At 30.8% G+C, this 22,248-nt stretch carries 20 protein-coding genes; all 20 read left to right on the forward strand.

What is annotated here, in order from left to right; translation table 11 throughout:
• The first annotated feature begins 8 nt into the window (after positions 1-8).
• The 20 genes from recR (at position 9) to LPB88_RS15040 (ending at position 22,181) form a co-directional block, all read left to right on the forward strand.
• Complete coding sequence (gene recR, locus LPB88_RS14945) at positions 9-629, forward strand: recombination mediator RecR (RefSeq protein ID WP_230716462.1); 621 nt, start codon at positions 9-11, stop codon at positions 627-629.
• 72 nt (positions 630-701) lie between these two features.
• On the forward strand, positions 702-1,496 hold the full coding sequence (locus LPB88_RS14950; protein ID WP_230716463.1) for a polysaccharide biosynthesis/export family protein: 795 nt from the start codon (positions 702-704) through the stop codon (positions 1,494-1,496).
• A gap of 15 nt (positions 1,497-1,511) precedes the next feature.
• Positions 1,512-3,953 (forward strand): polysaccharide biosynthesis tyrosine autokinase, encoded by a 2,442-nt coding sequence (locus LPB88_RS14955; RefSeq protein ID WP_230716464.1) that lies wholly within the window; start codon positions 1,512-1,514, stop codon positions 3,951-3,953.
• A 10-nt stretch (positions 3,954-3,963) separates the two neighbouring features.
• Positions 3,964-4,947 carry an SDR family oxidoreductase gene (locus LPB88_RS14960; RefSeq protein WP_230716465.1) on the forward strand — a complete coding sequence of 328 codons (984 nt, stop codon included), beginning with the start codon at positions 3,964-3,966 and terminating at the stop codon, positions 4,945-4,947.
• Positions 4,948-4,974: 27 nt separating this feature from the next.
• Positions 4,975-6,366, forward strand: a complete 1,392-nt coding sequence (locus tag LPB88_RS14965; protein ID WP_230716466.1) for a UDP-glucose 6-dehydrogenase — start codon at positions 4,975-4,977, stop codon at positions 6,364-6,366.
• 87 nt (positions 6,367-6,453) lie between these two features.
• A complete protein-coding gene (locus LPB88_RS14970) occupies positions 6,454-6,918 on the forward strand; it encodes a UpxY family transcription antiterminator (protein ID WP_230716467.1) in 465 nt (154 codons plus the stop codon).
• 270 nt (positions 6,919-7,188) lie between these two features.
• Positions 7,189-8,502, forward strand: a complete 1,314-nt coding sequence (locus tag LPB88_RS14975) for a nucleotide sugar dehydrogenase (protein WP_230716468.1) — start codon at positions 7,189-7,191, stop codon at positions 8,500-8,502.
• Positions 8,503-8,532: 30 nt separating this feature from the next.
• Positions 8,533-9,540, forward strand: coding sequence for a mannose-1-phosphate guanylyltransferase (locus LPB88_RS14980; protein ID WP_230716469.1), 1,008 nt, complete (start codon positions 8,533-8,535; stop codon positions 9,538-9,540).
• Positions 9,541-9,552: 12 nt separating this feature from the next.
• Positions 9,553-10,599: a dTDP-glucose 4,6-dehydratase gene (gene rfbB / locus LPB88_RS14985; protein WP_230716470.1), complete on the forward strand. Its 1,047-nt coding sequence runs from the start codon at positions 9,553-9,555 to the stop codon at positions 10,597-10,599.
• Between the two features lie 5 nt (positions 10,600-10,604).
• A complete protein-coding gene (locus LPB88_RS14990; protein ID WP_230716471.1) occupies positions 10,605-13,091 on the forward strand; it encodes an SLBB domain-containing protein in 2,487 nt (828 codons plus the stop codon).
• 9 nt (positions 13,092-13,100) lie between these two features.
• Complete coding sequence (locus tag LPB88_RS14995) at positions 13,101-14,180, forward strand: Wzz/FepE/Etk N-terminal domain-containing protein (RefSeq protein WP_230716472.1); 1,080 nt, start codon at positions 13,101-13,103, stop codon at positions 14,178-14,180.
• A 127-nt stretch (positions 14,181-14,307) separates the two neighbouring features.
• On the forward strand, positions 14,308-14,718 hold the full coding sequence (locus LPB88_RS15000) for an FdtA/QdtA family cupin domain-containing protein (protein WP_230716473.1): 411 nt from the start codon (positions 14,308-14,310) through the stop codon (positions 14,716-14,718).
• Positions 14,702-15,118 carry an FdtA/QdtA family cupin domain-containing protein gene (locus LPB88_RS15005; RefSeq protein ID WP_230716474.1) on the forward strand — a complete coding sequence of 139 codons (417 nt, stop codon included), beginning with the start codon at positions 14,702-14,704 and terminating at the stop codon, positions 15,116-15,118. The genes LPB88_RS15000 and LPB88_RS15005 overlap by 17 nt, the downstream gene beginning before the upstream one ends.
• A complete protein-coding gene (locus tag LPB88_RS15010; protein ID WP_230716475.1) occupies positions 15,115-15,663 on the forward strand; it encodes an acyltransferase in 549 nt (182 codons plus the stop codon). The genes LPB88_RS15005 and LPB88_RS15010 overlap by 4 nt, the downstream gene beginning before the upstream one ends.
• Positions 15,660-16,772: a DegT/DnrJ/EryC1/StrS aminotransferase family protein gene (locus LPB88_RS15015; RefSeq protein WP_230716476.1), complete on the forward strand. Its 1,113-nt coding sequence runs from the start codon at positions 15,660-15,662 to the stop codon at positions 16,770-16,772. The genes LPB88_RS15010 and LPB88_RS15015 overlap by 4 nt, the downstream gene beginning before the upstream one ends.
• Before the next feature lie 11 nt (positions 16,773-16,783).
• Positions 16,784-18,226 carry a lipopolysaccharide biosynthesis protein gene (locus LPB88_RS15020; RefSeq protein ID WP_230716477.1) on the forward strand — a complete coding sequence of 481 codons (1,443 nt, stop codon included), beginning with the start codon at positions 16,784-16,786 and terminating at the stop codon, positions 18,224-18,226.
• 22 nt (positions 18,227-18,248) lie between these two features.
• On the forward strand, positions 18,249-19,784 hold the full coding sequence (locus LPB88_RS15025; protein ID WP_230716478.1) for an aldolase catalytic domain-containing protein: 1,536 nt from the start codon (positions 18,249-18,251) through the stop codon (positions 19,782-19,784).
• A 6-nt stretch (positions 19,785-19,790) separates the two neighbouring features.
• Positions 19,791-20,522, forward strand: a complete 732-nt coding sequence (locus LPB88_RS15030) for a 3-deoxy-manno-octulosonate cytidylyltransferase (protein WP_230716479.1) — start codon at positions 19,791-19,793, stop codon at positions 20,520-20,522.
• On the forward strand, positions 20,512-21,141 hold the full coding sequence (locus LPB88_RS15035; protein ID WP_230716480.1) for an HAD family hydrolase: 630 nt from the start codon (positions 20,512-20,514) through the stop codon (positions 21,139-21,141). The genes LPB88_RS15030 and LPB88_RS15035 overlap by 11 nt, the downstream gene beginning before the upstream one ends.
• 2 nt (positions 21,142-21,143) lie before the next feature.
• Complete coding sequence (locus LPB88_RS15040; protein ID WP_230716481.1) at positions 21,144-22,181, forward strand: sulfotransferase; 1,038 nt, start codon at positions 21,144-21,146, stop codon at positions 22,179-22,181.
• Positions 22,182-22,248 lie beyond the last annotated feature (67 nt).

Below are 22,248 nucleotides of genomic sequence, written 5' to 3' on the forward strand. Positions count from 1 at the left end.
TTGTCTTCATGGAATTTTCATCAAAATTAATAGAAAAAGCAGTCAACGAAATGTCGCAATTGCCAGGAATTGGTAAGAGAACGGCATTGCGATTGGTTCTTCATTTATTAAAACAACCCAAAGAACAAACCAGCTTTTTATCGCAGGCATTATTGAACATGCGTGCAGATATTAAGTTTTGTGAAAGTTGTCACAATATTTCAGATACAAAAGTTTGTGAAATTTGTGCAAATATGGCAAGAAATCATCAAACGATTTGTGTTGTTGAGGATATTCGAGATGTTATGGCTATTGAAAATACTGGCCAGTACAAAGGAATTTATCATGTTCTTGGTGGAAAAATTTCTCCAATTGAAGGAGTTGGACCAAGTCAGTTGAATATTTCGAGTTTAGTCGAAAAAGTAAAAGCGGGAAAAGTGGTTGAGATTATTTTTGCCTTAAGTTCAACTATGGAAGGTGATACAACGAATTTTTATATTTATAAACAAATCGCCGAATCAGAAATTATAATTTCTACAATAGCAAGAGGTATTTCTGTTGGTGATGAATTAGAATATGCAGACGAAATTACACTTGGTCGGAGTATTTTACACCGGGTTCCGTTCGAAAAAACTTTCAAAAACAATTAAATAAGCCCCAAATAAAGTATAGATTTCCTGAAGATTAAAGGAAAAGCTATATTTGCGATAAAACCCCAAGTAATGACTAAAAACAGTTTCTTTATATTTCTATTAATTAGTACGCTATTTACATCTTGTATTCCTATAAAAGATTTAGTGTACTTGCAGGATAAAAACAATTCAGGAGAACAAAATACTATTTCAGCAGTAGAGTCTAAGCCTTATAGATTGCAGGTAAATGATGTTTTGAGTGTTAGCATAAAAGCTATTGATCCTAAATTAGTTTCGATTTTTAATACAACAGATAATGCTTCTTCGACAACCGGAAAATCTGAATCAGCTTTGTATTTTGATGGATTTACCGTAGATGATCATGGTAATATTAGAATGCCAGTTTTAGGAGAGATAAATGTTATTGGATATACACTTGACGAAGTCAGAATTAAAATTGAAAAAAAATTGCTTGAGGAATATTTTAAAAACGAAGCAGATATTTTTGTTACAGTAAAATTAGCAGGTTTTAGATACACCATAAATGGTGAGGTGGGAAGTACCGGAACAAAAACATTGTTTCAGGAACATGTTAATGTTATGGAGGCAATTGCAAATGCAGGCGATATTACTACAGTTGGAGATCGAAAAACGGTAACCATAATTCGACAAACACCAACTGGGGTTCAAATGAATAATATAGATCTTACCGATGCCAATGTTATGAAATCACCTTATTATTATTTGCAGCCTAATGATTATATTTATGTAAAGCCATTGAGACAAAAAACTTGGGGAACTGGTCAAACAGGTATACAATCTATAGGTACTATTATTACATTGTTGTCACTGGCAACAACGGTTTATTTGATTATCAAAAATTAAAACTAAATTCAAAAGATGTTAGATATAAAAGATTTTTCCATTTTTGAGAATCATTCAAGTTTTGATTTTAAAGGGTTTTTGTTAAAAATCGCCAGCTATTGGAAATGGTTTTTGGTTAGTTTGTTAATTGCTTTTACGATTGCATATCAGGTAAATATTCGTAAAGAGAAAATTTACGAAATACAGACGATGATTTCTATTAAAGAAGAGAGTAATCCGTTTTTTACATCCAATACTAGTTTAGTTTTCAATTGGGGCGGAATCTCAGATCAGGTAAATGGGATTTCTACAATATTACAATCGCGTTCTCATAATGAATTAGTTGTAGATAAGTTGCAGTATTATATTGATTATCTCGAGCAGGGAAAATATAATTTAATTGATTCCTATGGAGCAGTTCCTTTCTATGTAAGTATTGATAAGACAAAACCTCAGCTTGTAAATACTTTGATTGGAATTAAATTTCTTACTGAAAATGAATATGAGATTCAAATCCCTTTTGAGAATAATTCTGTTTCGTTAATTACCTATTCCGCTAATTCATATAGTAATACTTCGGTTCAGCCTACGATATTCGTGAAAAGATATAAAGTTGGAGAACAAGTTTTATTGCCGTTTTTAAATTGGAAATTGCAGATAAATGATATTCCTGGTTTTTACAAAGGAAAAGAGTATTTTGTAAAATTTAATGATTTTGATGGAACAGTGTCTCGATATAGAGGCATTAATGTTGAGGGTGATAAAGGCGGAGGTTCATTGTTAACACTAAGCATGCAAGGAGCAAATAAAGCCAGAATGGTAGAATATTTGAATGCTACTGTAAGAATGCTCATCAAAATACAATTAGATGGTAAAAACCAGTTTGCTACAAATACAATTAGGTTTATTGATAGTACGTTAGTTGCAATGGAGTCGCAATTGAAACAGACAGGGAATGAATTAAAAACTTTTAGAAAGGATAAAAATGTCTATGAAATAGAGGGTGGAGGCGCGAAATTTTCTGATAAAATCATGAATTTTGATGTCGAACGAGATCAGGTTACTAGAAAAATTGCATATTATAATTCTTTAAAAGCATATTTAAATAATAGTGTTGATTATTCAAGATTACCGGCTCCTTCTGTTGCAGGAATTGAAGATCCAAATGTTGTAGCAAATGTTTCAAAACTTATAGCGCTTTCTACTCAAAGATCTGAGATGGCTTACGCCGTAAAAAGTGATAAAATATTTAAGGATTTCGATAATCAAATGCGTGCAATTAAAGATGTTCTGTTGGAAAATATTACAACAGCAAAAACATCATTGGTGTATGATTTGTCATTGGTTAATGCTAAAATTGGTGAAGCCGAAAGTACCGTAAAAAGACTCCCGGAAGAACAACAAGAATTGTTAAAAATACAAAGAAAGTATGATTTAAATGATAATATTTATACCGAATTTCTTAAGAAACGAAATGAGGCAGAAATTGTAAAAGCGTCTAATTTATCTGATATTCACTTTATTGATTCGGCAAAAGATATTGGAGGAGGCTTGATAGGTCCTAAAACTTCTGCCAATTATATACTTGCACTGTTTTTAGGGATATTAGTGCCCTTGCTATTTGTTTTTGTTTTGTTTTTTATTAATAATTCGATTCAAAATACAGATGATATTAGTAAATTGACTGATATACCGTTAATTGGAGTTGTTGGAGTTAATAAAGATGCTGTCAATCTTGCTGTTTTTGATAAACCAAAATCAGCACTTTCTGAAGCCTTTAGAGGAATTCGTTCATCATTGCAGTTTTTATATAAAAGACAACAAGTAAATGGTTCAAAAACGTTGATGATAACTTCTTCTATAAGTGGAGAAGGAAAGACATTTTGCTCAATAAACATTGCTACTGTTTTTGCTCTAAGTGAAAAGAAAACAGTTGTTATTGGATTAGATTTAAGAAAGCCAAGGTTGGCTGAGGAATTTAATTTAACAAATCAATTGGGTGTTGTGAACTATTTGATTAAACAAAATAGTTTGGATGAAATCGTTAATAAGACACAAATTCCAAATCTTGATGTTATTCTCTCTGGTCCAATCCCACCAAATCCTTCTGAATTAATTTTGAGTGAGGCTATGAAGGAAATGATAGATCAATTAAAACAAAAGTATGATTATGTTATTTTGGATACTCCACCAGTTGGTCTTGTGTCAGATGCATTAGAATTAGTTCAGTATGCTGATGTGACACTTTACATAGTTAGGCAGAATTATACGAAAAAGGAGATGATATCGTTACTGAATACCAGAGTGAAGAGAGGAGAGCTTAATAACGCTAGCATTGTTTTGAATGGGTATGAAAATAAAGCAAAATATGGTTCATCGTATGGTTATGGCTATGGAGCTTATTCAAACGGATATCATGATGAAGTAGTTAAATTAAGTTGGTGGAAGACTATTTTAAATAAATTCAATATAAAATAATTTGAATTAGATGAATGCATTATCTCAAAATACAATTTTAATTACAGGTGGAGCTGGTTTTATTGGGTCAAATTTATGTGAGTATTTCTTAGGAATAGGCAACAAAGTAATTTGTCTGGATAACTTTTCTACAGGTCATCGTCATAATTTGAAAGATTTTATCGAGAATCCTAATTTTAAATTAATTGAAGGAGATATTCGAAATATTGCTGATTGTGTTTTAGCTGTTGAAGGAGTTGATTATGTCTTGCATCAGGCAGCTTTAGGTTCGGTTCCAAGATCTATAAATGATCCAATTACAACAAATGATGTAAATGTGTCGGGTTTTTTAAATATGTTAGTTGCTTCTCGAGATGCTAAAATAAAGCGTTTTGTATATGCTGCAAGTTCTTCAACTTATGGAGATTCTGAAGGATTACCAAAAGTAGAAGATATTATCGGAAAACCATTGTCACCATATGCAATTACAAAATACGTAAACGAATTATACGCTGAAATTTTTAGTAGAACTTACGGTTTAGAAACCATAGGTTTGAGATATTTTAACGTTTTTGGACGAAAACAAGATCCCAATGGAGCTTATGCGGCAGTGATTCCTAAATTTGTGATGCAATTGATGAAACATGAAAGTCCTGTAATTAATGGTGATGGAAATTATTCTCGTGATTTTACTTATATAGATAATGTAATTCAGATGAATGAATTGGCGATAACAAGTCAAAATCCCGATGCAGTTAATACAGTTTATAACACCGCTTTTGGTGATCGAAATACATTAAATGATTTGGTTGAATATTTAAAAGAGTATTTAACTGAGTTTGATTCTAAAATTGCTGATGTTAAGATTGTTTATGGAGCAAATCGTGCAGGAGATATTCCACATTCACTAGCTAGTATTGACAAAGCAAAAACAGTATTAGGATATAATCCAAAATATTCGCTGCAAGACGGGTTAAAAGAAGCAGTGACTTGGTATTGGAATAATTTGAAATAAAAAAGGATTAAGATAATAGTATATTAAATGAAAATTACAAAAATTTGTTGTATTGGGGCAGGTTATGTTGGGGGGCCAACAATGGCAGTAATTGCTCAAAAATGCCCAAATATTCAAGTGACTGTTGTCGATTTGAACGAACAAAGAATTAAAGATTGGAATGATCCAAATACAGATAATATTCCGATTTACGAACCGGGACTTTCAGAAATAGTAGCTGAGGCTAGGGGACGAAATCTTTTCTTTTCGACAGAAGTTGAAAAAGCAATTGATGAAGCTCAGGTGATTTTTATTTCAGTTAATACGCCAACCAAAACTTATGGAAAAGGAAAAGGGATGGCTGCTGATTTAAAGTATATAGAGCTTTGTGCCAGACAAATTGCAAAAGTAGCTAAGGGGAATAAAATTGTTGTTGAGAAATCAACGCTTCCGGTGAGAACTGCCGAGGCAATAAAAAGCATTTTAGATAATACAGGAAACGGTGTTCAGTTTCAGATTTTATCAAATCCTGAATTTTTGGCTGAAGGAACCGCTGTGGCAGATTTATTAAATCCGGATAGAATTTTAATTGGGGGTGATTCTACACCAGAAGGCGAAGAGGCAATTAACGCATTAGTTGATGTTTATGCAAACTGGGTTAGTAAAGATAAAATTCTAACAACAAATGTTTGGTCTTCTGAATTGTCTAAGCTTACCGCTAATGCATTTTTAGCACAACGCATTTCGTCTATAAATGCAATGTCTGAATTATGTGAGAAAACTGGTGCCGATGTAAATGAGGTTGCTAAAGCAATTGGTATGGATAGTCGTATTGGATCTAAATTCCTAAAAGCTTCCGTTGGTTTTGGTGGTTCGTGTTTCCAAAAAGACATCTTGAACTTAGTTTATATTGCAAAATCATATGGATTAAGAGAAGTTGCTGATTATTGGGAGCAGGTTATTATTATGAATGATTATCAGAAAAGAAGGTTTTCAAATAAAATAGTTCAGACACTTTATAATACTGTGGCTGATAAAAAAATAACATTTTTAGGATGGGCTTTCAAAAAAGATACAAATGATACCCGAGAGTCTGCAGCAATATATGTAGCAGATGATTTGATTAATGAGCAGGCAAAAATTTCTGTTTATGATCCAAAAGTCTCAAGAAATAAAATGTTGAATGATTTGAATTATTTGGAAACAAGATCTAGCGAGCAGAATAATTCTACAGTTATAACGTTTGATAATGCTTATGATGCATGTAGAGATGCTCATGCTATTGCAATTCTAACAGAGTGGGATGAGTTTACAACTTATGATTGGCAAAAAATTTATGATTCAATGCATAAACCTGCATTCCTTTTTGATGGTAGAAACATATTGAATTCAAAAGAAATGGAATCAATAGGGTTTATTTACAAAGGAATTGGTTTGTAATTGAAAATTTATTGAGGTAAAATTTGATAGGAAATGAAAAACGGGAGAGATGAGTTTAAAATTTTTATTTCAATATAAAGAGAAAAGATGAATTGGTATGTAGTGTATACAAAGCCTAAATGGGAGAAAAAAGTTGCTGAAAAGCTTAATCAGATTGGGATAGAATGCTACTGTCCATTAATTACTCAGGTAAAAGAGTGGTCTGATAGAAAAAAGAAGGTTGAAGTGCCACTTTTTAACTCATATGTGTTTGTGCAATTAGAAAATGTTGATCGAAATTCTGTTTTTCAGATAGCGGGTGCAGTGCGATATTTGTTTTGGCTAGGAAAACCTGCCATTGTTCGTAATGAAGAAATAAATATTATAAAAAAAAGCCTCATGTCTTCAAATGTAAGTGATATTTCAGTGAATTCAATTCAGCCTGGAGATCGTATTAAATTAGAAACAGGTGCTTTTAGTAATCAAGATGCGATAGTTCGGGAGGTTTCTAATACTCATTATATATTAGTTTTGGAGTCTTTAGGTTGTGTGCTTAAAATAAAATACAAATAATTGAGTTATAGTTTAGCTATAGTCAAGTAAAACAGAAGATGAAATTTCTTTATTTTGAGATTTTATTTTCTGTTTTTTTTGTAATGTTTTTTTTTATATACTGATTAATAGATTGTTGGTGCTTTTTGGTTTTTTTTAATAGTCCGTTTTTTCAGTATTATGGGAAACCGTATTGAATAAATTGACTTAATGTGTTATATTTGCCGAAAATGAATTTTGAGTGTCTGTGTCAAGTTTTTGTGACTCAGAGGGGCGAAGCCGTGAATTGTAATGACTGAAGTGAATAAAAAAGAGTATAAATTGGATGAAAACATAAAAATAGCCATTATTGGCCTAGGTTATGTTGGTTTACCTTTGGCCAGATTATTTGCTACGAAATATGCAGTTGTTGGTTTTGATATAAATGGAGACAGGGTTTCATCGTTAAAATCAGGTACAGATACAACATTAGAAGTTGATGACGAAACTTTACAAAAAGTTTTAGTTGATAATCCTAAACTTCAAGTGGGATTATATTGTACAACTTCGCTTAGTGATATTGCAGATTGTAATTATTTTATAATAACTGTTCCAACTCCTGTTGATAAAAATAATCGTCCAGATTTGACTCCTCTTTATAAATCGAGTGAGTCAGTGGGTAAAATTTTAAAAAAAGGAGATATTGTAATTTATGAATCTACTGTTTATCCAGGAGTAACTGAAGAACAATGTGTGCCGGTTCTGGAAAAAATCTCCGGATTAAAATTTAATGTAGATTTCTTTGCTGGTTATTCACCTGAGAGAATAAATCCTGGAGATAAAGAACATACAGTAGAAAAAATTTTGAAAGTAACCTCGGGATCGACCCCTGAAATAGGATTAAAAGTCGATGCGCTTTACAAATCTGTAATTACCGCAGGAACTTATTTAGCTCCAACTATTAAAGTTGCAGAAGCAGCTAAGGTTATCGAAAACTCCCAAAGAGACATAAATATTGCTTTTGTAAATGAATTAGCTAAAATATTCAATTTGATGAATATTGATACACAAGAAGTATTAACAGCAGCTTCTACAAAATGGAATTTTTTACCCTTCAAACCCGGATTGGTTGGGGGACATTGTATTGGAGTAGATCCTTATTATTTAGCACAACGAGCGCAAGAGTTCGGATATCATCCTGAAATAATTTTGGCAGGAAGACGTTTAAATGATAGTATGGGGGAATATGTAGCTTCGCAAGTAGTGAAGTTGATGATAAAAAAAGGAATTTCAGTTAATGGAGCAAATCTTTTAATGCTTGGAATTACCTTTAAAGAGAATTGCCCGGATGTCAGAAATACTAAAATTGTAGATGTAATTCGAGGATTAAAAGAGTATGGTATAGCTGTAACTTTATTTGATCCTCTTGCAAATATTGAAGAAGTTAAAAAAGAATACAAATTAGAAACTATTAATTCTGTACCAAAAGAAAAATTTGATGCTATTGTACTTGGTGTAGCGCATAATGAATTTTTAGAATTGAATTTTTCGGAATTGCAAAAAGAAAATAGTTTATTATACGATGTAAAAGGAGTCTTAGGTACTTTAGCTGATAATAGGCTATAGTAAAAAAGACTTTTTTTTATTTAGAGAAAAATGGAAACAAATAATTCAATCATACATGTAATTTTGACCGGTGGTGTTGGCAGCAGATTGTGGCCATTATCACGGAAGAGTAAGCCAAAGCAATATTTGGAGATGTTTGAAGGGAAGTCTTTGTTTGAAATGACAGTGGATCGCAACAGACATTTAGCTGATAAAGTTATGGTTGTAGGAAATGTTGATAATCATACGCTTAGTGCAAGAGTAATGGATAAGTCTAAAAGGGCTTATATTAATATTGTTGAAGCAACTCCTAGAAATACCGCTGCCGCAATTGCTTTTGCTGCATTTGCGTCTGATCCTGATGATATTTTAATTGTAACTCCTTCTGATCATATTATTGAAAAGATGGAGGATTATAATAAAGCCATAAGTGAAGCTATTGTAAAAGCAAAAGAAGGTTTTATAGTAACTTTTGGTATTATTCCAACTAAGCCTGAGACAGGATATGGTTATATTGAATCAAAAGGCGACAAAGTAATTTCATTTCGTGAAAAACCAAATGAAACAACAGCTAAAAATTTCATTGCAAGAGGTAATTTTTTGTGGAATAGTGGAATGTTTTGTTTTAAAGCAGGAGTTTTATTGGAAGAATTAAAGCAATTTCAGCCAGATGTTTTTGAAAAATCTAAAACTGTTTGGGAGGCTAGTAAAGAGGGATTTTTAGATTTAGATCTATCTTTAGAAATTCCATCAATTAGTGTGGACTATGCCGTAATGGAGCGTAGTAAAAAAATCAAAGTAGTTCCTGCCGCGTTCTCATGGTCAGATTTAGGCTCGTTTGAGTCTGTTTATGATTATTTAGTTTTAAAAGGGCATGCTGTTGATAACGATGGAAATATGGTTATTGGTACCGAAAAATATACCGCATTTTTAGGATTGAGAAATACTATTTTTGTCTATACAGATACCGCAAATTTAATTTTGCAAAAAGAAAATTCACAGGATGTAAAAGATTTGTACGGTGAATTAGAAAGACGAAATTCAGAATTATTAAATTAATTGAAAAGTAAAATGAAGAAAATTCTTGTAACCGGTGGTGCTGGTTTTATTGGATCGCACGTGGTGAGACGTTTTGTCAATAAATATCCGGAATATCAAATATTCAATTTAGATGCCTTGACTTATGCCGGAAATCTGGAGAATATTAAAGATATTGAAGATAAGTCTAATTATACATTTGTAAAAGGAGATATCGTAGATGAAACTTTTATAAATGAGCTTTTTTCGCTTCATAATTTTGACGGTATTTTGCATTTAGCAGCAGAATCGCATGTTGATCGCTCTATTGAAGATCCGTTAGCTTTTGTAAAAACAAATGTTATTGGAACAATGAATTTATTAAATGCTGCAAAAAATCAATGGAAAGCTAATTTTGAAGGGAAACGTTTCTATCATATCAGTACGGATGAAGTTTATGGTTCACTTGGAGCAGAAGGACTTTTTACAGAAAGTACTTCTTACGATCCTAACTCTCCTTATTCAGCTTCTAAAGCAAGTTCAGATCATTTTGTAAGAGCTTATGGCGAAACGTATGGTTTGCCTTATGTCTTGACAAATTGTTCTAATAATTACGGGTCATATCATTTTCCTGAAAAATTAATTCCACTTTTTATAAATAATATTATTAACAATAAACCATTACCGGTTTATGGAGATGGTAATTATACACGTGATTGGCTCTTTGTGGAAGATCATGCTATTGCAATAGATTTAGTTTTTCACGAAGGTAAAAATCATGAGACTTATAATATTGGCGGCTTTAATGAATGGAAAAATATAGATTTGGTAAAACTATTATGCCAAATTATGGATCAGAAACTAAGCAGAAAAGAAGGGACTTCACAGGAATTGATTACTTATGTGAAAGACAGACCAGGTCATGATTTGCGTTATGCTATTGATGCCTCAAAAATTAATAAAGAATTAGGATGGAAACCATCCGTTACTTTTGAAGAAGGTTTAGAAAAAACAATTAATTGGTATCTTAATAATGAAGAATGGTTGCAAAATGTAACTTCTGGTTCTTATAAAGATTATTATCAAAAGCAATATTCATAATAAATATGAAAAAGATAACATACGTTCTTACTCTGTTCTTTATTTTATTAGTGTCATTTAATGCAAATGCACAAGATATCATGAAATCGAAAGATTTAAGCACAGTACAAGTTGATTATTTATCAAATGACGACTTGGCTAAAATTAGCGCTCAATTAAAGAGTAATAATGCAACAATTGATCAAGTAGAGTCAATGGCATTGTCAAAAGGGATGACTCAAACGGAGTTCAATAAGTTAAAAATTAAGCTTGTTGAATTTGAGAAGAAAAACTCAAAAGATAGTTCAAAGGACAAACCCAATGACAGCAAATCAAAGATAGTTGATAAGGATTCTGAGTTTGGAAGAAAGCAAGAAAAAATTAAAAATGAAAAAATAAAGGATTCATTGAACGCCTTGATTTTTGGATCCGAGTTATTTGATAATCCAACTTTGAATTTTGAGCCAGATTTGAAAATGGCAACACCGGTAAATTATGTTTTGGGACCAGGTGATAAATTGGAAGTTAGCGTATATGGTGTTCAGCAGTTTGACGATACTGTTCCTGTAAATTTTGAAGGTAAAATTACAATTCAGAATGTAGGACAGATAACTGTAGCAGGAATGTCAATTGAAGCGGCTTCACAAAAAATTAGGGCAGCAATTGCAAGAGTTTATAGTACTGTTAGATCTGGACAATCTCAGGTTAGTGTTAGTTTAAGTGATATTAGAACTATTAAAATAACAATAGTTGGAGGAAAACAGCCAGGCAATTATTCTATTTCCTCTCTAGCTTCTGTTTACAATGCATTACATTTAGCAGGGGGCCCTGGTAAAAATGGAAGTTACAGGAATATAGAGTTAATCCGTAATAACAGGGTTTATAAGAATGTAGATATTTATAAATTTTTAGTTAAAGGAGATCAATCTGATAATGTTAACCTGAAGGATAATGATGTTATTAGAATTCCCGCTTATACTCAAAGAGTGGTAGTTGAAGGAGAGGTAAAGAGACCTGGAATTTTTGAAATGAAAAAGGGTGAAAAATTTGCAGATCTTTTAAATTTTGCATCTGGCTTTAATGAGTTCGCTTATACTGCCTCAGTAAATGTATTGCAAAAAACAGGAAAAGAATTTAAGGTTCATGATATAAATGAAAGTGAATATAATATTTATTTGCCACAATCGGGAGATGTCTTTAAAGTAACTAAAATTTTAAATCGATTTGAAAATCGTATAAAAATAGAAGGTGCTGTGTTTAGGCCAGATTATTATTCTTATAATGAGGGAATGAGAATTTCAGATCTTATTACGAGATCTGAAGGTCTTAAAGAAGATGCTTATAGCAAAAGAGCAAGGATTATTCGTTTAAAAACGGATCTAACAACAGAGATTGTAAATGTGGATTTAAGTGCAGCATTATCAGGAGATTTGAATGCTGACATAGAGCTTAAAAGAGAAGATATTGTTACGGTCTATTCTATTTTAGATTTTAGAGAAGAGTATAAAGTAACAATTGACGGAGAAGTTAAAAATCCTGGGGATTATGAATATTTTGAGAATTTAACTTTGAATGACCTAGTAGTTCAGGTTGGTGGCTTGACAGGTTCAGCATCTAAAAGGGTTGAAATTGCTAGAATGGTAAAGTCTGATGTAATTGATGATGCCGATCCAAAGAGAATTGAATTAGTTGAACTTGAAATTACTGCGGATAATAATGAACAGATTAAAAACTTTGTATTAAAGCCTTTTGATGTTATCAATATACGTAAAATGGCAGTTTACGAAAAACCAGAAATGGTCAAAGTTAGTGGTGCTGTAACTTATCCAGGTAAGTATGTTTTGGCTAATAAAAAAGAAACCGTTTACAATGTTGTAATGAGAGCAGGTGGATTGACATCAATTGCAAATTTGGACGGTATGAAAATCAAAAGACCAATCAAAGAGGAGCAGATTGAACAATTAGAAAGTATAAATCTTAATCTTGAGAAAAAGCAAATTGGTGAAGACGGGAAAGAATTAGATGTAAAACAAAAAGATACACTTACTTCTAAATTATCTAAAAAACTTAGAGATGAATTAAAATTTGCAACAATTCCTGTAAATTGGGAAAAAATTGTAAAAGACAAAAATCATTATTCAAACGTTACTCTGTTTCCAGGTGATGAAATTGAGGTGGCGGTTTATAATGAGGGAGTTAAGGTGACCGGAAATGTATTATTGACTTCTGAAATTCCTTATAGAAGTGGAAAAGGGTTTCAATATTATATAAATTCTGTTGGAGGTGTTGATAATAAAGGATGGAAGAAAAAAGCTTATATTATTTATCCAAATGGAAAAGCAGCGGTAACGGGTTCTTTTTTGTTTTTTAGATCGTATCCAAAAGTGACGCCAGACTCTCAAATTGTTGTGCCGGAAAAACCTGAAAAGAAAAAAATGACTGCGGGAGAATGGGTTGGTATAGGAAGTGTCATTTCTAGTTTAGCTTTATTAATTGTTACGGCTTTTAAATAAATAAATTTCATGGATAACAAACTACTTGAAAACGATGAAATTTCGTTAAAAGAATTGATTCAAAAAGCAAAAGGATGGTATTTATATTTGCTTTCTAAATGGAAACTGATATTATTAGCTGGAATAATAGGAGCTACCTTAGGATTAATGTACTCATTTGTTAAAAAACCGATTTATACTGCTACATTGACATTTGCTTTAGAAGATGAAAAAGGAGGCGGAGGTTTAGGTGGAGCATTAGGTTTAGCAAGTACTTTCGGATTAGATTTAGGAGGAAGTGGAGGTGGAATTTTTACGGGTTCTAATTTGACGGAATTGTTTAAATCAAGATCAATGGTAGAAAAGACATTATTGACACCAGTGAATATAAATGGAAAAGTAATTTCACTCGCAGAAATGTACATTCAGGATAATAAATGGAGAAAAAAGTGGTCTGATAAACCAAAATTTGCCTCAATTGAATTTTTACCTGGTGCTAATCGTGCAAATTATACAAGAGATCAAGATAGTATTTTAGGAGAAATGTATGGTAATTTGTATAAGTCAGGTTTGTCGGTTAGTCAGAAAGATAAAAAAATATCGATAATTACAATGGACGTTTCGTCAACAAATGAGTTATTTGCAAAGTATTTTTGTGAAGCTTTGGTAGGACAAGTTGGTAAGTTTTATGTTGAGACAAAAAGTAGAAAAGCTAGAATAAATATGGCTATTTTGGAACGTCAAGTAGATTCTGTTAGAGGAGAATTAAATTCAGCAATAAATGGAGTAGCTGTTGCTAATGATAATACTTTTAACCTGAATCCAGCACTAAATGTTCGAAGAGCACCATCTGCTAGAAGACAAGTTGATGTTCAGGCTAACACTGCAATATTAACGGAGCTTGTCAAGCAATCTGAATTAGCAAAGGTGACTTTGCGTAAAGAAACACCTTTAATTCAGGCAATTGATAGACCAATTTTACCATTAGCGAAAGAAAGTTTTGGTAAGACAAAAGGTTTTTTAATTGGTGGTTTTTTAGGCTGCTTTTTATATACAATACTACTACTATTTAGAAAAATAATTAAAGAAAAAATTAACTATAATGATTAAAATAGATTAATAAAATTATTTAGCTATAATGCTTAAATACTGTACTTGTTAAAATATAGAGGGTTTATTGATGGGTAAGTTATTCTTAGTTTAACATTGGATTATTATTAAAAAAAAGTAAATTATTATGAAACCAAAAACTATAGATTTTCCTAAAATTCAAGATCCAAGAGGGAATCTAACATTTTTGCAATATCCAAATCAAGTTCCTTTTACAATTAAGAGAACCTTTTGGACATATGATGTTCCAGGTGGTGAAATTAGGGGAGGTCATGCTTATTTTAGACAGGAAGAAATTATTATTGCTTTAAGCGGTAGTTTTGATGTAGTAATAACAAATGAAGATGGGACTTTAGAAAAATATTCTTTAAATAGAAGTTACTACGGGATATATTTACCAGCAAAAACTTGGCGTCATATGGAAAATTTTTCTACAAATGCACTTGCTTTGCATGTTTCAAGTGAATCTTTTTTTAAAGAAGATTATATTAGAGATTTTAATGTTTTTAAAAAAGTATGCCATGAACAGGAAGAGTAGTGTATTTGAATGTGATCTTTTGCATCTGAATCAAATTGGAGATAGAAATGGACATATAACTTCTGTTAATAATAATATAGAGATTCCTTTCCCTATTAAAAGAATCTTTTATTTATATGACATTCCTGGAGGAGAGTCGAGAGGTGCTCATGCACATAAGGAATGTCATCAATTTTTAGTAGCAACGAGTGGTAGTTTTGAAGTGTTATTAGATGATGGAATTACAAAAAGACAGGTTTTATTAAATAGGCCGGATTTAGGCCTGCATATTCCTGCGGGTATTTGGGCATCTGAAATTAATTTTTCGAGTGGATCTATTTGTTTAGTTTTAGCTTCTCATGAATATGATGAAGCTGATTATGTTAGAGACTATGATGAATATTTAAATCTTACTTTATGATTCATGTTTTAGCTGATGTACAAACTGAAAAAATTGGGATAAATACTTCTGTTTGGCAATATTCGATAATATTATCAGGTGCAATAATAGGGGATAATTGTAATATTAATTGCCATACGTTTATTGAAAATGATGTTAAAATAGGCGATAGTGTGACTATTAAAAGTGGAGTTTATTTATGGGATGGTATTGAAATAGAAGATAATGTTTTTATAGGACCAAATGTTACTTTCACAAATGATGAAAGACCGAGATCTAAGCAATATCCAATTGAATTTAAAAAAATAAAAATTTTGAAAAATGCTTCAATAGGAGCAGGATCAATAATCTTAGGCGGAGTAACTTTAGGAGAATTTTCTATGATTGGTGCAGGTACTTTAGTTACAAAAAATGTTCCTGATAGAGCTTTAGTTATAGGAAGTCCTGGAAGAATTATGGGGTGGTTGAATAATGATGGTACAAAAATGGAATCACTAGGGGATAAATTTATTGATAATTTTAAAAATGAATGGATAGTTAAAAATAATAATTTAGAAAAAATATGAAAGTTCCTTTTTTAAACTTTGCTCCAGTGCATAATGCTATTAAATTAGAAATACAAAATACTTTTGAAAGAGTATATGATAGTAATTGGTATATAATGGGTAAGGAATTATCTGAATTTGAAGAGATGTATTCAGAGTTCAATGATACTAATTTTACAATAGGGGTTAGTAATGGACTTGATGCTTTACATTTGGCATTAATAGCTTTGGGAATTGGAGAAGGAGATGAAATAATTGTGCCTTCAAATACTTATATAGCAACAGCTCTCGCAGCTTCTTTTGTAGGAGCGATTCCGGTTTTCGTTGAGCCAAATATTGATACATATAATATCAATCCATTAAACATTGAAAAAGCTATTACATCTAAAACAAAAGCAATTATGCCAGTTCATCTATATGGGCAAGCTTGTGAGATGGATGAAATAATGAGAATTGCAAAAGAAAATAATTTATTTGTTATTGAAGATAATGCTCAGGCGCATGGAGCAACTTTTAAAGGTAAAATGACTGGTTCATGGGGAGATGCAAATGGGACTAGCTTTTATCCCGGAAAGAATTTGGGTGCTTTAGGAGATGGAGGAGCTGTTACTACAAATAGCGACACCATTGCAAAAAAAATTAAAATGTATAGGAATTATGGGTCCGAAATTAAGTATGAAAATAAAGTTATAGGTCATAATATGCGTCTTGATGAATTACAGGCAGCATTCTTAAAACTAAAACTTAATTATATTAATAGCTGGACAGATCAAAGAAAAGAATTAGCTTTATTATATAATGAGCAATTGGTTGGAATTAATGAAATCATTCTTCCAAAGATTCACCCAGACTCTTCTCATGTTTTTCATTTATATGTTATTAGGTTAGAAAAAAGGGAAAAACTTCAAAAATATTTAAATGACAACGGTATAGGTACATTGATTCATTATCCTATTCCTCCTCATTTACAAAAAGCTTATGCACATCTAGGATATAAAAAAGGAGATTTTCCCATCGCTGAAGAGATTGCTAATACAAGTTTAAGTTTACCTTTATGGCCGGGAATGAGTAAAGATGATTTGTTGAGTGTGACAAATTGTATTAAAGATTTTTTTGAAACTTATAGTTAGTAAGGATGACTATGAAATCAAAAATTAAAGAAGTACTTGGACATGGACTTGTCTATGGTTTAACATCTTCTTTGCAGAATATACTCGGATTTGTATTATTACCTATACTGACTGTCTACTATACTCCAGCTGAGTTTGGGGTTTATAGTATAATTTTGCTATCCAGCTCATTAGCGAGTGCTATTTTTTATTTTGGAGCTTCAACTGCTTTAGGCCGATTTTACTTTGATGAAGATTCAGATAATTATAGACAAGAAATTGTTTCTACGGCATTGTTTATTACAATGGGAGGAGCAGTACTTTTAGTACTATTATCTTTTTTATTTGGAGAATATTTATCTATTGTACTTTTCAAATCAAGTGTTTATAGAATACCACTAATCCTGGCTTTCTCTGGAGCTTCGTTTGGATTTTTGTTAAATACAATGACACTATTATTGAGATATGAAAAACGTTCTGTTTTATTTATGAGTGTGACATTGTCAGGAGTAGTCTTAAATTTTATTACAACTTATACATTACTTACCGTATACAATTATGGAATTTTAGCACCTCTTTGGGGCTCATTTTTCAGTATGGGATTATGTTTTGTTTTTTTATTTATAATTAATTTTTCAAATTTAACTCTTAGAATAAATCGTTCATACTATAAGAAAATATTATTTTTTGGAATACAATTTAGTATAAGTGGTCTTTTGTTTTATTTACTAGATTATGCAGATCGTCTAATTATTAAACAGTTATTGCCAATGGCAGATGTTGGAATATATTCTTTGGGCTGTCGAATAGCTGCGGTAATTAATGTAATTTTAATTTTGCCTTTTAGCCTCATCTGGGCACCTATTCGTATGGAGCAAGCTTCAAGTCAAAATAATCAAGAATTTACATCAAAGATATTTTCTTATTTAGCATTAACTGGTTTTGTATTAGTAACATTTGCTATGTTATTTGGCGGAGACTTAATGTCGTTAATTTTTAAGAATAATCAATACACTGGATATACGAGAGTATTTCCTCTAATCATGCTGTCTTTATTATTTTATGGTTTTCAAAACATACTTGATTTTGGAATTTATTTGCATAAAAAAGTGCATTTCTATATTATAATTTCTTTAGTTGGAATTGTTTTCAATGTTGCAATGAACTACTGGTTGATACCTTATTTTGGATATATGGGATCTGCTTATATTACTTTTTTGACATATTTTATTACAACAAGTCTAATTTATTTTATTTCTTCAAAATATTATACATTACGACTTGAGTGGAAAAGAGTATTGATTCCATTTATAGTGCTCATATGCCTATATTATTTTCTCAATTTTACTGAAATTTTTAATTGGCATAATTTGCTGCTAAGAATTTTTATTACCATTATATTATTATTAGGTATTATTTTCTGTTGGCTAGATGATAAGGAACAAAAGATAATACGAACATTTCTCAATTTTTAATTTTTCATAAACAATATACAAAATGAAAATACTTGACTGTACTTTAAGAGACGGAGGTTATTATACAAATTGGAATTTTGATAAAAGAATAACAGATCTATATTTCAAATCTTTAAATGATTTGCCCGTTGATTATCTTGAAGTTGGATATAGATGTAGTCCTGGAAACGATTATTATGGGGAATATTATTATTGTCCTCCATATGTCCTTGATAGAATTAAGAGTATTTCTAATAAAAAACTAGTAATTATTCTAGATGAAAAAAACATCAAAAAAGAAGAAGTAAATGAACTTTTAAGACCTTGCGTTGGTGTTATTAGTATGATACGTTTTGCAATTGATCCTAAAAATTTTAAGCGAGCATTAATTTTAGCTGAAGAAGTAAAAAAAATGGGGTTTGAAGTTGGTTTTAATGTGATGTATATGTCAACATGGAAAGACGAATCAGATTTTTTAGAATCAATTAAATACGTTGAAGGAATTACTGATTATTTTTATATGGTAGATTCTTTTGGAGGAGTTTTTCCTAAAGATGTAAAAGATACTATTGATATTGTACGATCAAAAACAAATGTGCCATTAGGTTTTCATGGTCATAATAACTTAGAATTAGCATTAGTAAATTCATTGACAGCACTTGAAAATGGAGTTGAAATTATTGATGCTACCATAACGGGTATGGGTAGAGGAGCTGGTAATTTAAAAACGGAATTATTATTAACGGTTTTAAATAGTACCAAGGGATTAGAGGTTGATTTTAATGCCTTAAGTCAAATATCTGGTGCATTTGAATTACTTCAAAAAGAGTTTGAATGGGGAACAAATATTCCTTATATGGTTTCAGGTGCAAATTCATTACCGCAAAAAGAAGTTATGGAATGGGTAAGCAAGAGATATTATTCGTATAATAGTATAATAAGAGCTTTACATAATAAAAAGGAAGGAGTCAAGGATAACTTAAAATTTGATATACTTAAACATGAAAACTCTTCAAAAGAAGTATTAATAATTGGTGGAGGTGAATCTGTTATAGCTCATATAAAAGCACTAATTGTTTATTTAGAAGCAAATCCGGAAATTACGATTATTCATGCTAGTTCAAAAAATGCAAAACCTTTTATTAATTTGAAAAATGAACAGATCTTTTGTTTAGTTGGAAATGAAGGACATAGACTTGAAGATGTGTTTTCTGAGTATGTAGATTTTAAAGGATTATGTGTGTTACCTCCATATCCTAGAGAGATGGGTACTTATGTTCCTGTTTCAGTCGAAAGTAGAACTTATGAACTGGAGAATGTGAGTTTTTCAAATTTAAAGGTTTATTCGCATACATCTTTAGCTATACAAACAGCTTTAAATCTTGGAGTAGATAATATATTGATAACCGGATATGATGGATATTCAGGAGATAAAATTGCGGAAAAAGAACAAGAATTGTTTATCGAGAACGAAGGTTTATTTCAAGATGGAATTGCTAAAGGAGTTGATTTCTATTCTTTAACACCAAGTAAATACAAATCTTTAAAAGCCAAGTCAGTTTATGGCTTATTAATATAATTACTTATGCAAGATTATTTATTAGTTATACCCGCAAGATATCAATCATCTAGATTGCCAGGAAAACCTTTAATCGATTTGAATGGAAAGAGTATGATTTTACGAACATATGAGAAATGTCTTGAAGTTGTGCAAAATGAAAAAATTATTGTTGCAACTGATGATGAAAGAATCTATAATCATTGTTTAAGTAATTCAATGAATGTGTTAATGACATCAGATTCTTGTTTAACAGGTACAGATAGAGTGGCAGAGGTGGCAAAGATTATTTCAGCTGAATATTATATTAATGTGCAGGGAGATGAACCATTATTTAATCCAGCTGATATTTTAAAGGTCATTGATTGTTTAAAGAATAATAAAGGGAAAATAATTAATGGATATTGCTCAATAAACAATAAAGAAGACTTTTTTAGCACTTCAATTCCAAAAGTAGTTTTTCGACCTGATGGTAGATTACTATATATGTCTAGAAGCCCAATTCCTGGAAATAAAAATAGTGATTTTATTAAAGGCAATAGACAAGTTTGTGTCTATGCTTTTCCGAAAGATGCTTTAGAAAAATTTAGCTCTCAAGTTAATAAAACTTCGCTGGAGAAAGAGGAGGATATTGAAATAATTAGATTTTTAGAATTGGATTATGAAATATTTATGATAGAACTTTCTAATGACTCAATTGCTGTGGACAACCCAGAAGATGTTGAAAAAGTTTTGAAAAAACTATCCAATGAAAACTAAACCTAATCAATACAAAATAATCCTTTGGGATTTTGACGGAGTTATTGTTGAATCTAATAAAGTTAGAGAATTTGGTTTTAGAAAAGTTTTAGAACAATTTCCTCAATCACAAATTGAAGAGTTGATTAAATTCCATAATTTAAACGGTGGATTGTCTCGATATGTTAAATTTAGATATTTTTACGAAGAAATTTGTAAATCTACGATATCAAATGAGCAAGTACAAGATTTAGCTAATTTGTTCTCAGAAATAATGCTGGATAGTCTAGGCTCTAAGGAATATCTAATAAAAGATGCTTTGAAGTTTATAGAGTCGAATAGTAATGCTATTGAAATGAGTATTGTATCAGGTTCTGATCAGAATGAGTTAAGAATTCTTTGTTCTAGATTAGAAATTGATAAAAATTTTAAGTTTATATATGGTTCTCCAACCCCTAAAAATAAGTTAGTTGCTGATTTTTTAAATACGACTACTTTTAAAAATGAAGAGATTTGTTTAATAGGTGATTCTATGAATGATTTTGAAGCAGCATCAATAAATAATATTGATTTTTTCGGATACAATAATCCTGAACTGAAAAATTTTGGAATTTATATTAATTCGTTTGAACTTATTTAATTATGAAGAAAATAGTTGATGTTTCAGGTTATGGACATTCAGGTAAAACTGCTGTTTCAGATTTTTTAAAAGATTATGAAAGTGTTTTTTCATTTCCTAGCTATGTAGAGTTTGAATTGTTTAGAGTTCAGGGTGGACTTTTAGACTTATATTTATCCATTTATTTTGGATGGAATTTAATAAGGTCGAGAACAAGAATAAATGAATTTAAAAAATTAGTTTTAAGGATAGGCACTGTTCAGAATAAATTTAAACCTAGTACTTTGTGGAATGCTTCAGGGCATGGATACAATCAGTTTTTTAATCATAAGTTTATTTCCATATCGGAAGAGTTTATAGAGGAACTGAGTAAAGTTCGTCAAGAGTCTTTTTGGCCCTATGATAGTTTAAGTGATAATAAGGCTAAATTATTTTTTGATAAAATTTGGAGTAAATTGTCAGGAAAACTTTCATTGAAAACTATTTATTATACAGATAGAAACCACTTTACTAATTTGACATCAAGTTATATTCACAAGTTATTTTCTGAAGTTGGAGATTCAAATCAAACACACGTTGTTTTAAATAATACTTTTGAGCCCTACAATCCTTCTATGTCTCTTGAGATGGTTGAGAACTCTTTTTCAATTGTTGTGGATAGAGATCCGAGAGATATTTTTTCTAGTTTAATTAATGCTAAAGATATATTTGTTCCGAGTTTTGAGAAGTATAAAAATGCTGAAGAATTAAAGAAACGAATGGTTGGTTTTGATAATATTGACCAGTTTATTGCAAGATTTAGAATTTTAAAAGACAATATAATTGAAGAACAAAATAATAGAGTATTAAGAATAAGATATGAAGATTTTATTTTAAATCATGAAGAAACAGTTGGGCAGATAAAGAATCATATTGGTCTGACAAATTTGTCAAAAAAAGGGAGTAAATCATTTAACATAGAAGATTCTAAAAAAAATGTTGGAATTTGGAAACAGTATAAAGATTTGCCTGAAATTATTAAGATAGAAAAAGAACTGGCACAATATTGCTATCAACAATAATTTTAATATAATGCTTAATTCTTTATGTTTTTTCTTTCCTTATCATGAGGATTCCGGAGTACCGGTT

Origin of the sequence: Flavobacterium sp. JAS (assembly GCF_020991455.1) — a bacterium.
Classification (GTDB): Bacteria; Bacteroidota; Bacteroidia; order Flavobacteriales; family Flavobacteriaceae; genus Flavobacterium.

What these genes read in the sequence shown, in the direction of transcription:
- recR (WP_230716462.1), top strand. Translation starts at nt 9, where the DNA reads ATGGAATTTTCATCAAAATTAATAGAAAAAGCAGTCAACGAAATGTCG.
- LPB88_RS14950 (WP_230716463.1), top strand. Translation starts at nt 702, where the DNA reads ATGACTAAAAACAGTTTCTTTATATTTCTATTAATTAGTACGCTATTT.
- LPB88_RS14955 (WP_230716464.1), top strand. Translation starts at nt 1,512, where the DNA reads ATGTTAGATATAAAAGATTTTTCCATTTTTGAGAATCATTCAAGTTTT.
- LPB88_RS14960 (WP_230716465.1), top strand. Translation starts at nt 3,964, where the DNA reads ATGAATGCATTATCTCAAAATACAATTTTAATTACAGGTGGAGCTGGT.
- LPB88_RS14965 (WP_230716466.1), top strand. Translation starts at nt 4,975, where the DNA reads ATGAAAATTACAAAAATTTGTTGTATTGGGGCAGGTTATGTTGGGGGG.
- LPB88_RS14970 (WP_230716467.1), top strand. Translation starts at nt 6,454, where the DNA reads ATGAATTGGTATGTAGTGTATACAAAGCCTAAATGGGAGAAAAAAGTT.
- LPB88_RS14975 (WP_230716468.1), top strand. Translation starts at nt 7,189, where the DNA reads ATGACTGAAGTGAATAAAAAAGAGTATAAATTGGATGAAAACATAAAA.
- LPB88_RS14980 (WP_230716469.1), top strand. Translation starts at nt 8,533, where the DNA reads ATGGAAACAAATAATTCAATCATACATGTAATTTTGACCGGTGGTGTT.
- rfbB (WP_230716470.1), top strand. Translation starts at nt 9,553, where the DNA reads ATGAAGAAAATTCTTGTAACCGGTGGTGCTGGTTTTATTGGATCGCAC.
- LPB88_RS14990 (WP_230716471.1), top strand. Translation starts at nt 10,605, where the DNA reads ATGAAAAAGATAACATACGTTCTTACTCTGTTCTTTATTTTATTAGTG.
- LPB88_RS14995 (WP_230716472.1), top strand. Translation starts at nt 13,101, where the DNA reads ATGGATAACAAACTACTTGAAAACGATGAAATTTCGTTAAAAGAATTG.
- LPB88_RS15000 (WP_230716473.1), top strand. Translation starts at nt 14,308, where the DNA reads ATGAAACCAAAAACTATAGATTTTCCTAAAATTCAAGATCCAAGAGGG.
- LPB88_RS15005 (WP_230716474.1), top strand. Translation starts at nt 14,702, where the DNA reads ATGAACAGGAAGAGTAGTGTATTTGAATGTGATCTTTTGCATCTGAAT.
- LPB88_RS15010 (WP_230716475.1), top strand. Translation starts at nt 15,115, where the DNA reads ATGATTCATGTTTTAGCTGATGTACAAACTGAAAAAATTGGGATAAAT.
- LPB88_RS15015 (WP_230716476.1), top strand. Translation starts at nt 15,660, where the DNA reads ATGAAAGTTCCTTTTTTAAACTTTGCTCCAGTGCATAATGCTATTAAA.
- LPB88_RS15020 (WP_230716477.1), top strand. Translation starts at nt 16,784, where the DNA reads ATGAAATCAAAAATTAAAGAAGTACTTGGACATGGACTTGTCTATGGT.
- LPB88_RS15025 (WP_230716478.1), top strand. Translation starts at nt 18,249, where the DNA reads ATGAAAATACTTGACTGTACTTTAAGAGACGGAGGTTATTATACAAAT.
- LPB88_RS15030 (WP_230716479.1), top strand. Translation starts at nt 19,791, where the DNA reads ATGCAAGATTATTTATTAGTTATACCCGCAAGATATCAATCATCTAGA.
- LPB88_RS15035 (WP_230716480.1), top strand. Translation starts at nt 20,512, where the DNA reads ATGAAAACTAAACCTAATCAATACAAAATAATCCTTTGGGATTTTGAC.
- LPB88_RS15040 (WP_230716481.1), top strand. Translation starts at nt 21,144, where the DNA reads ATGAAGAAAATAGTTGATGTTTCAGGTTATGGACATTCAGGTAAAACT.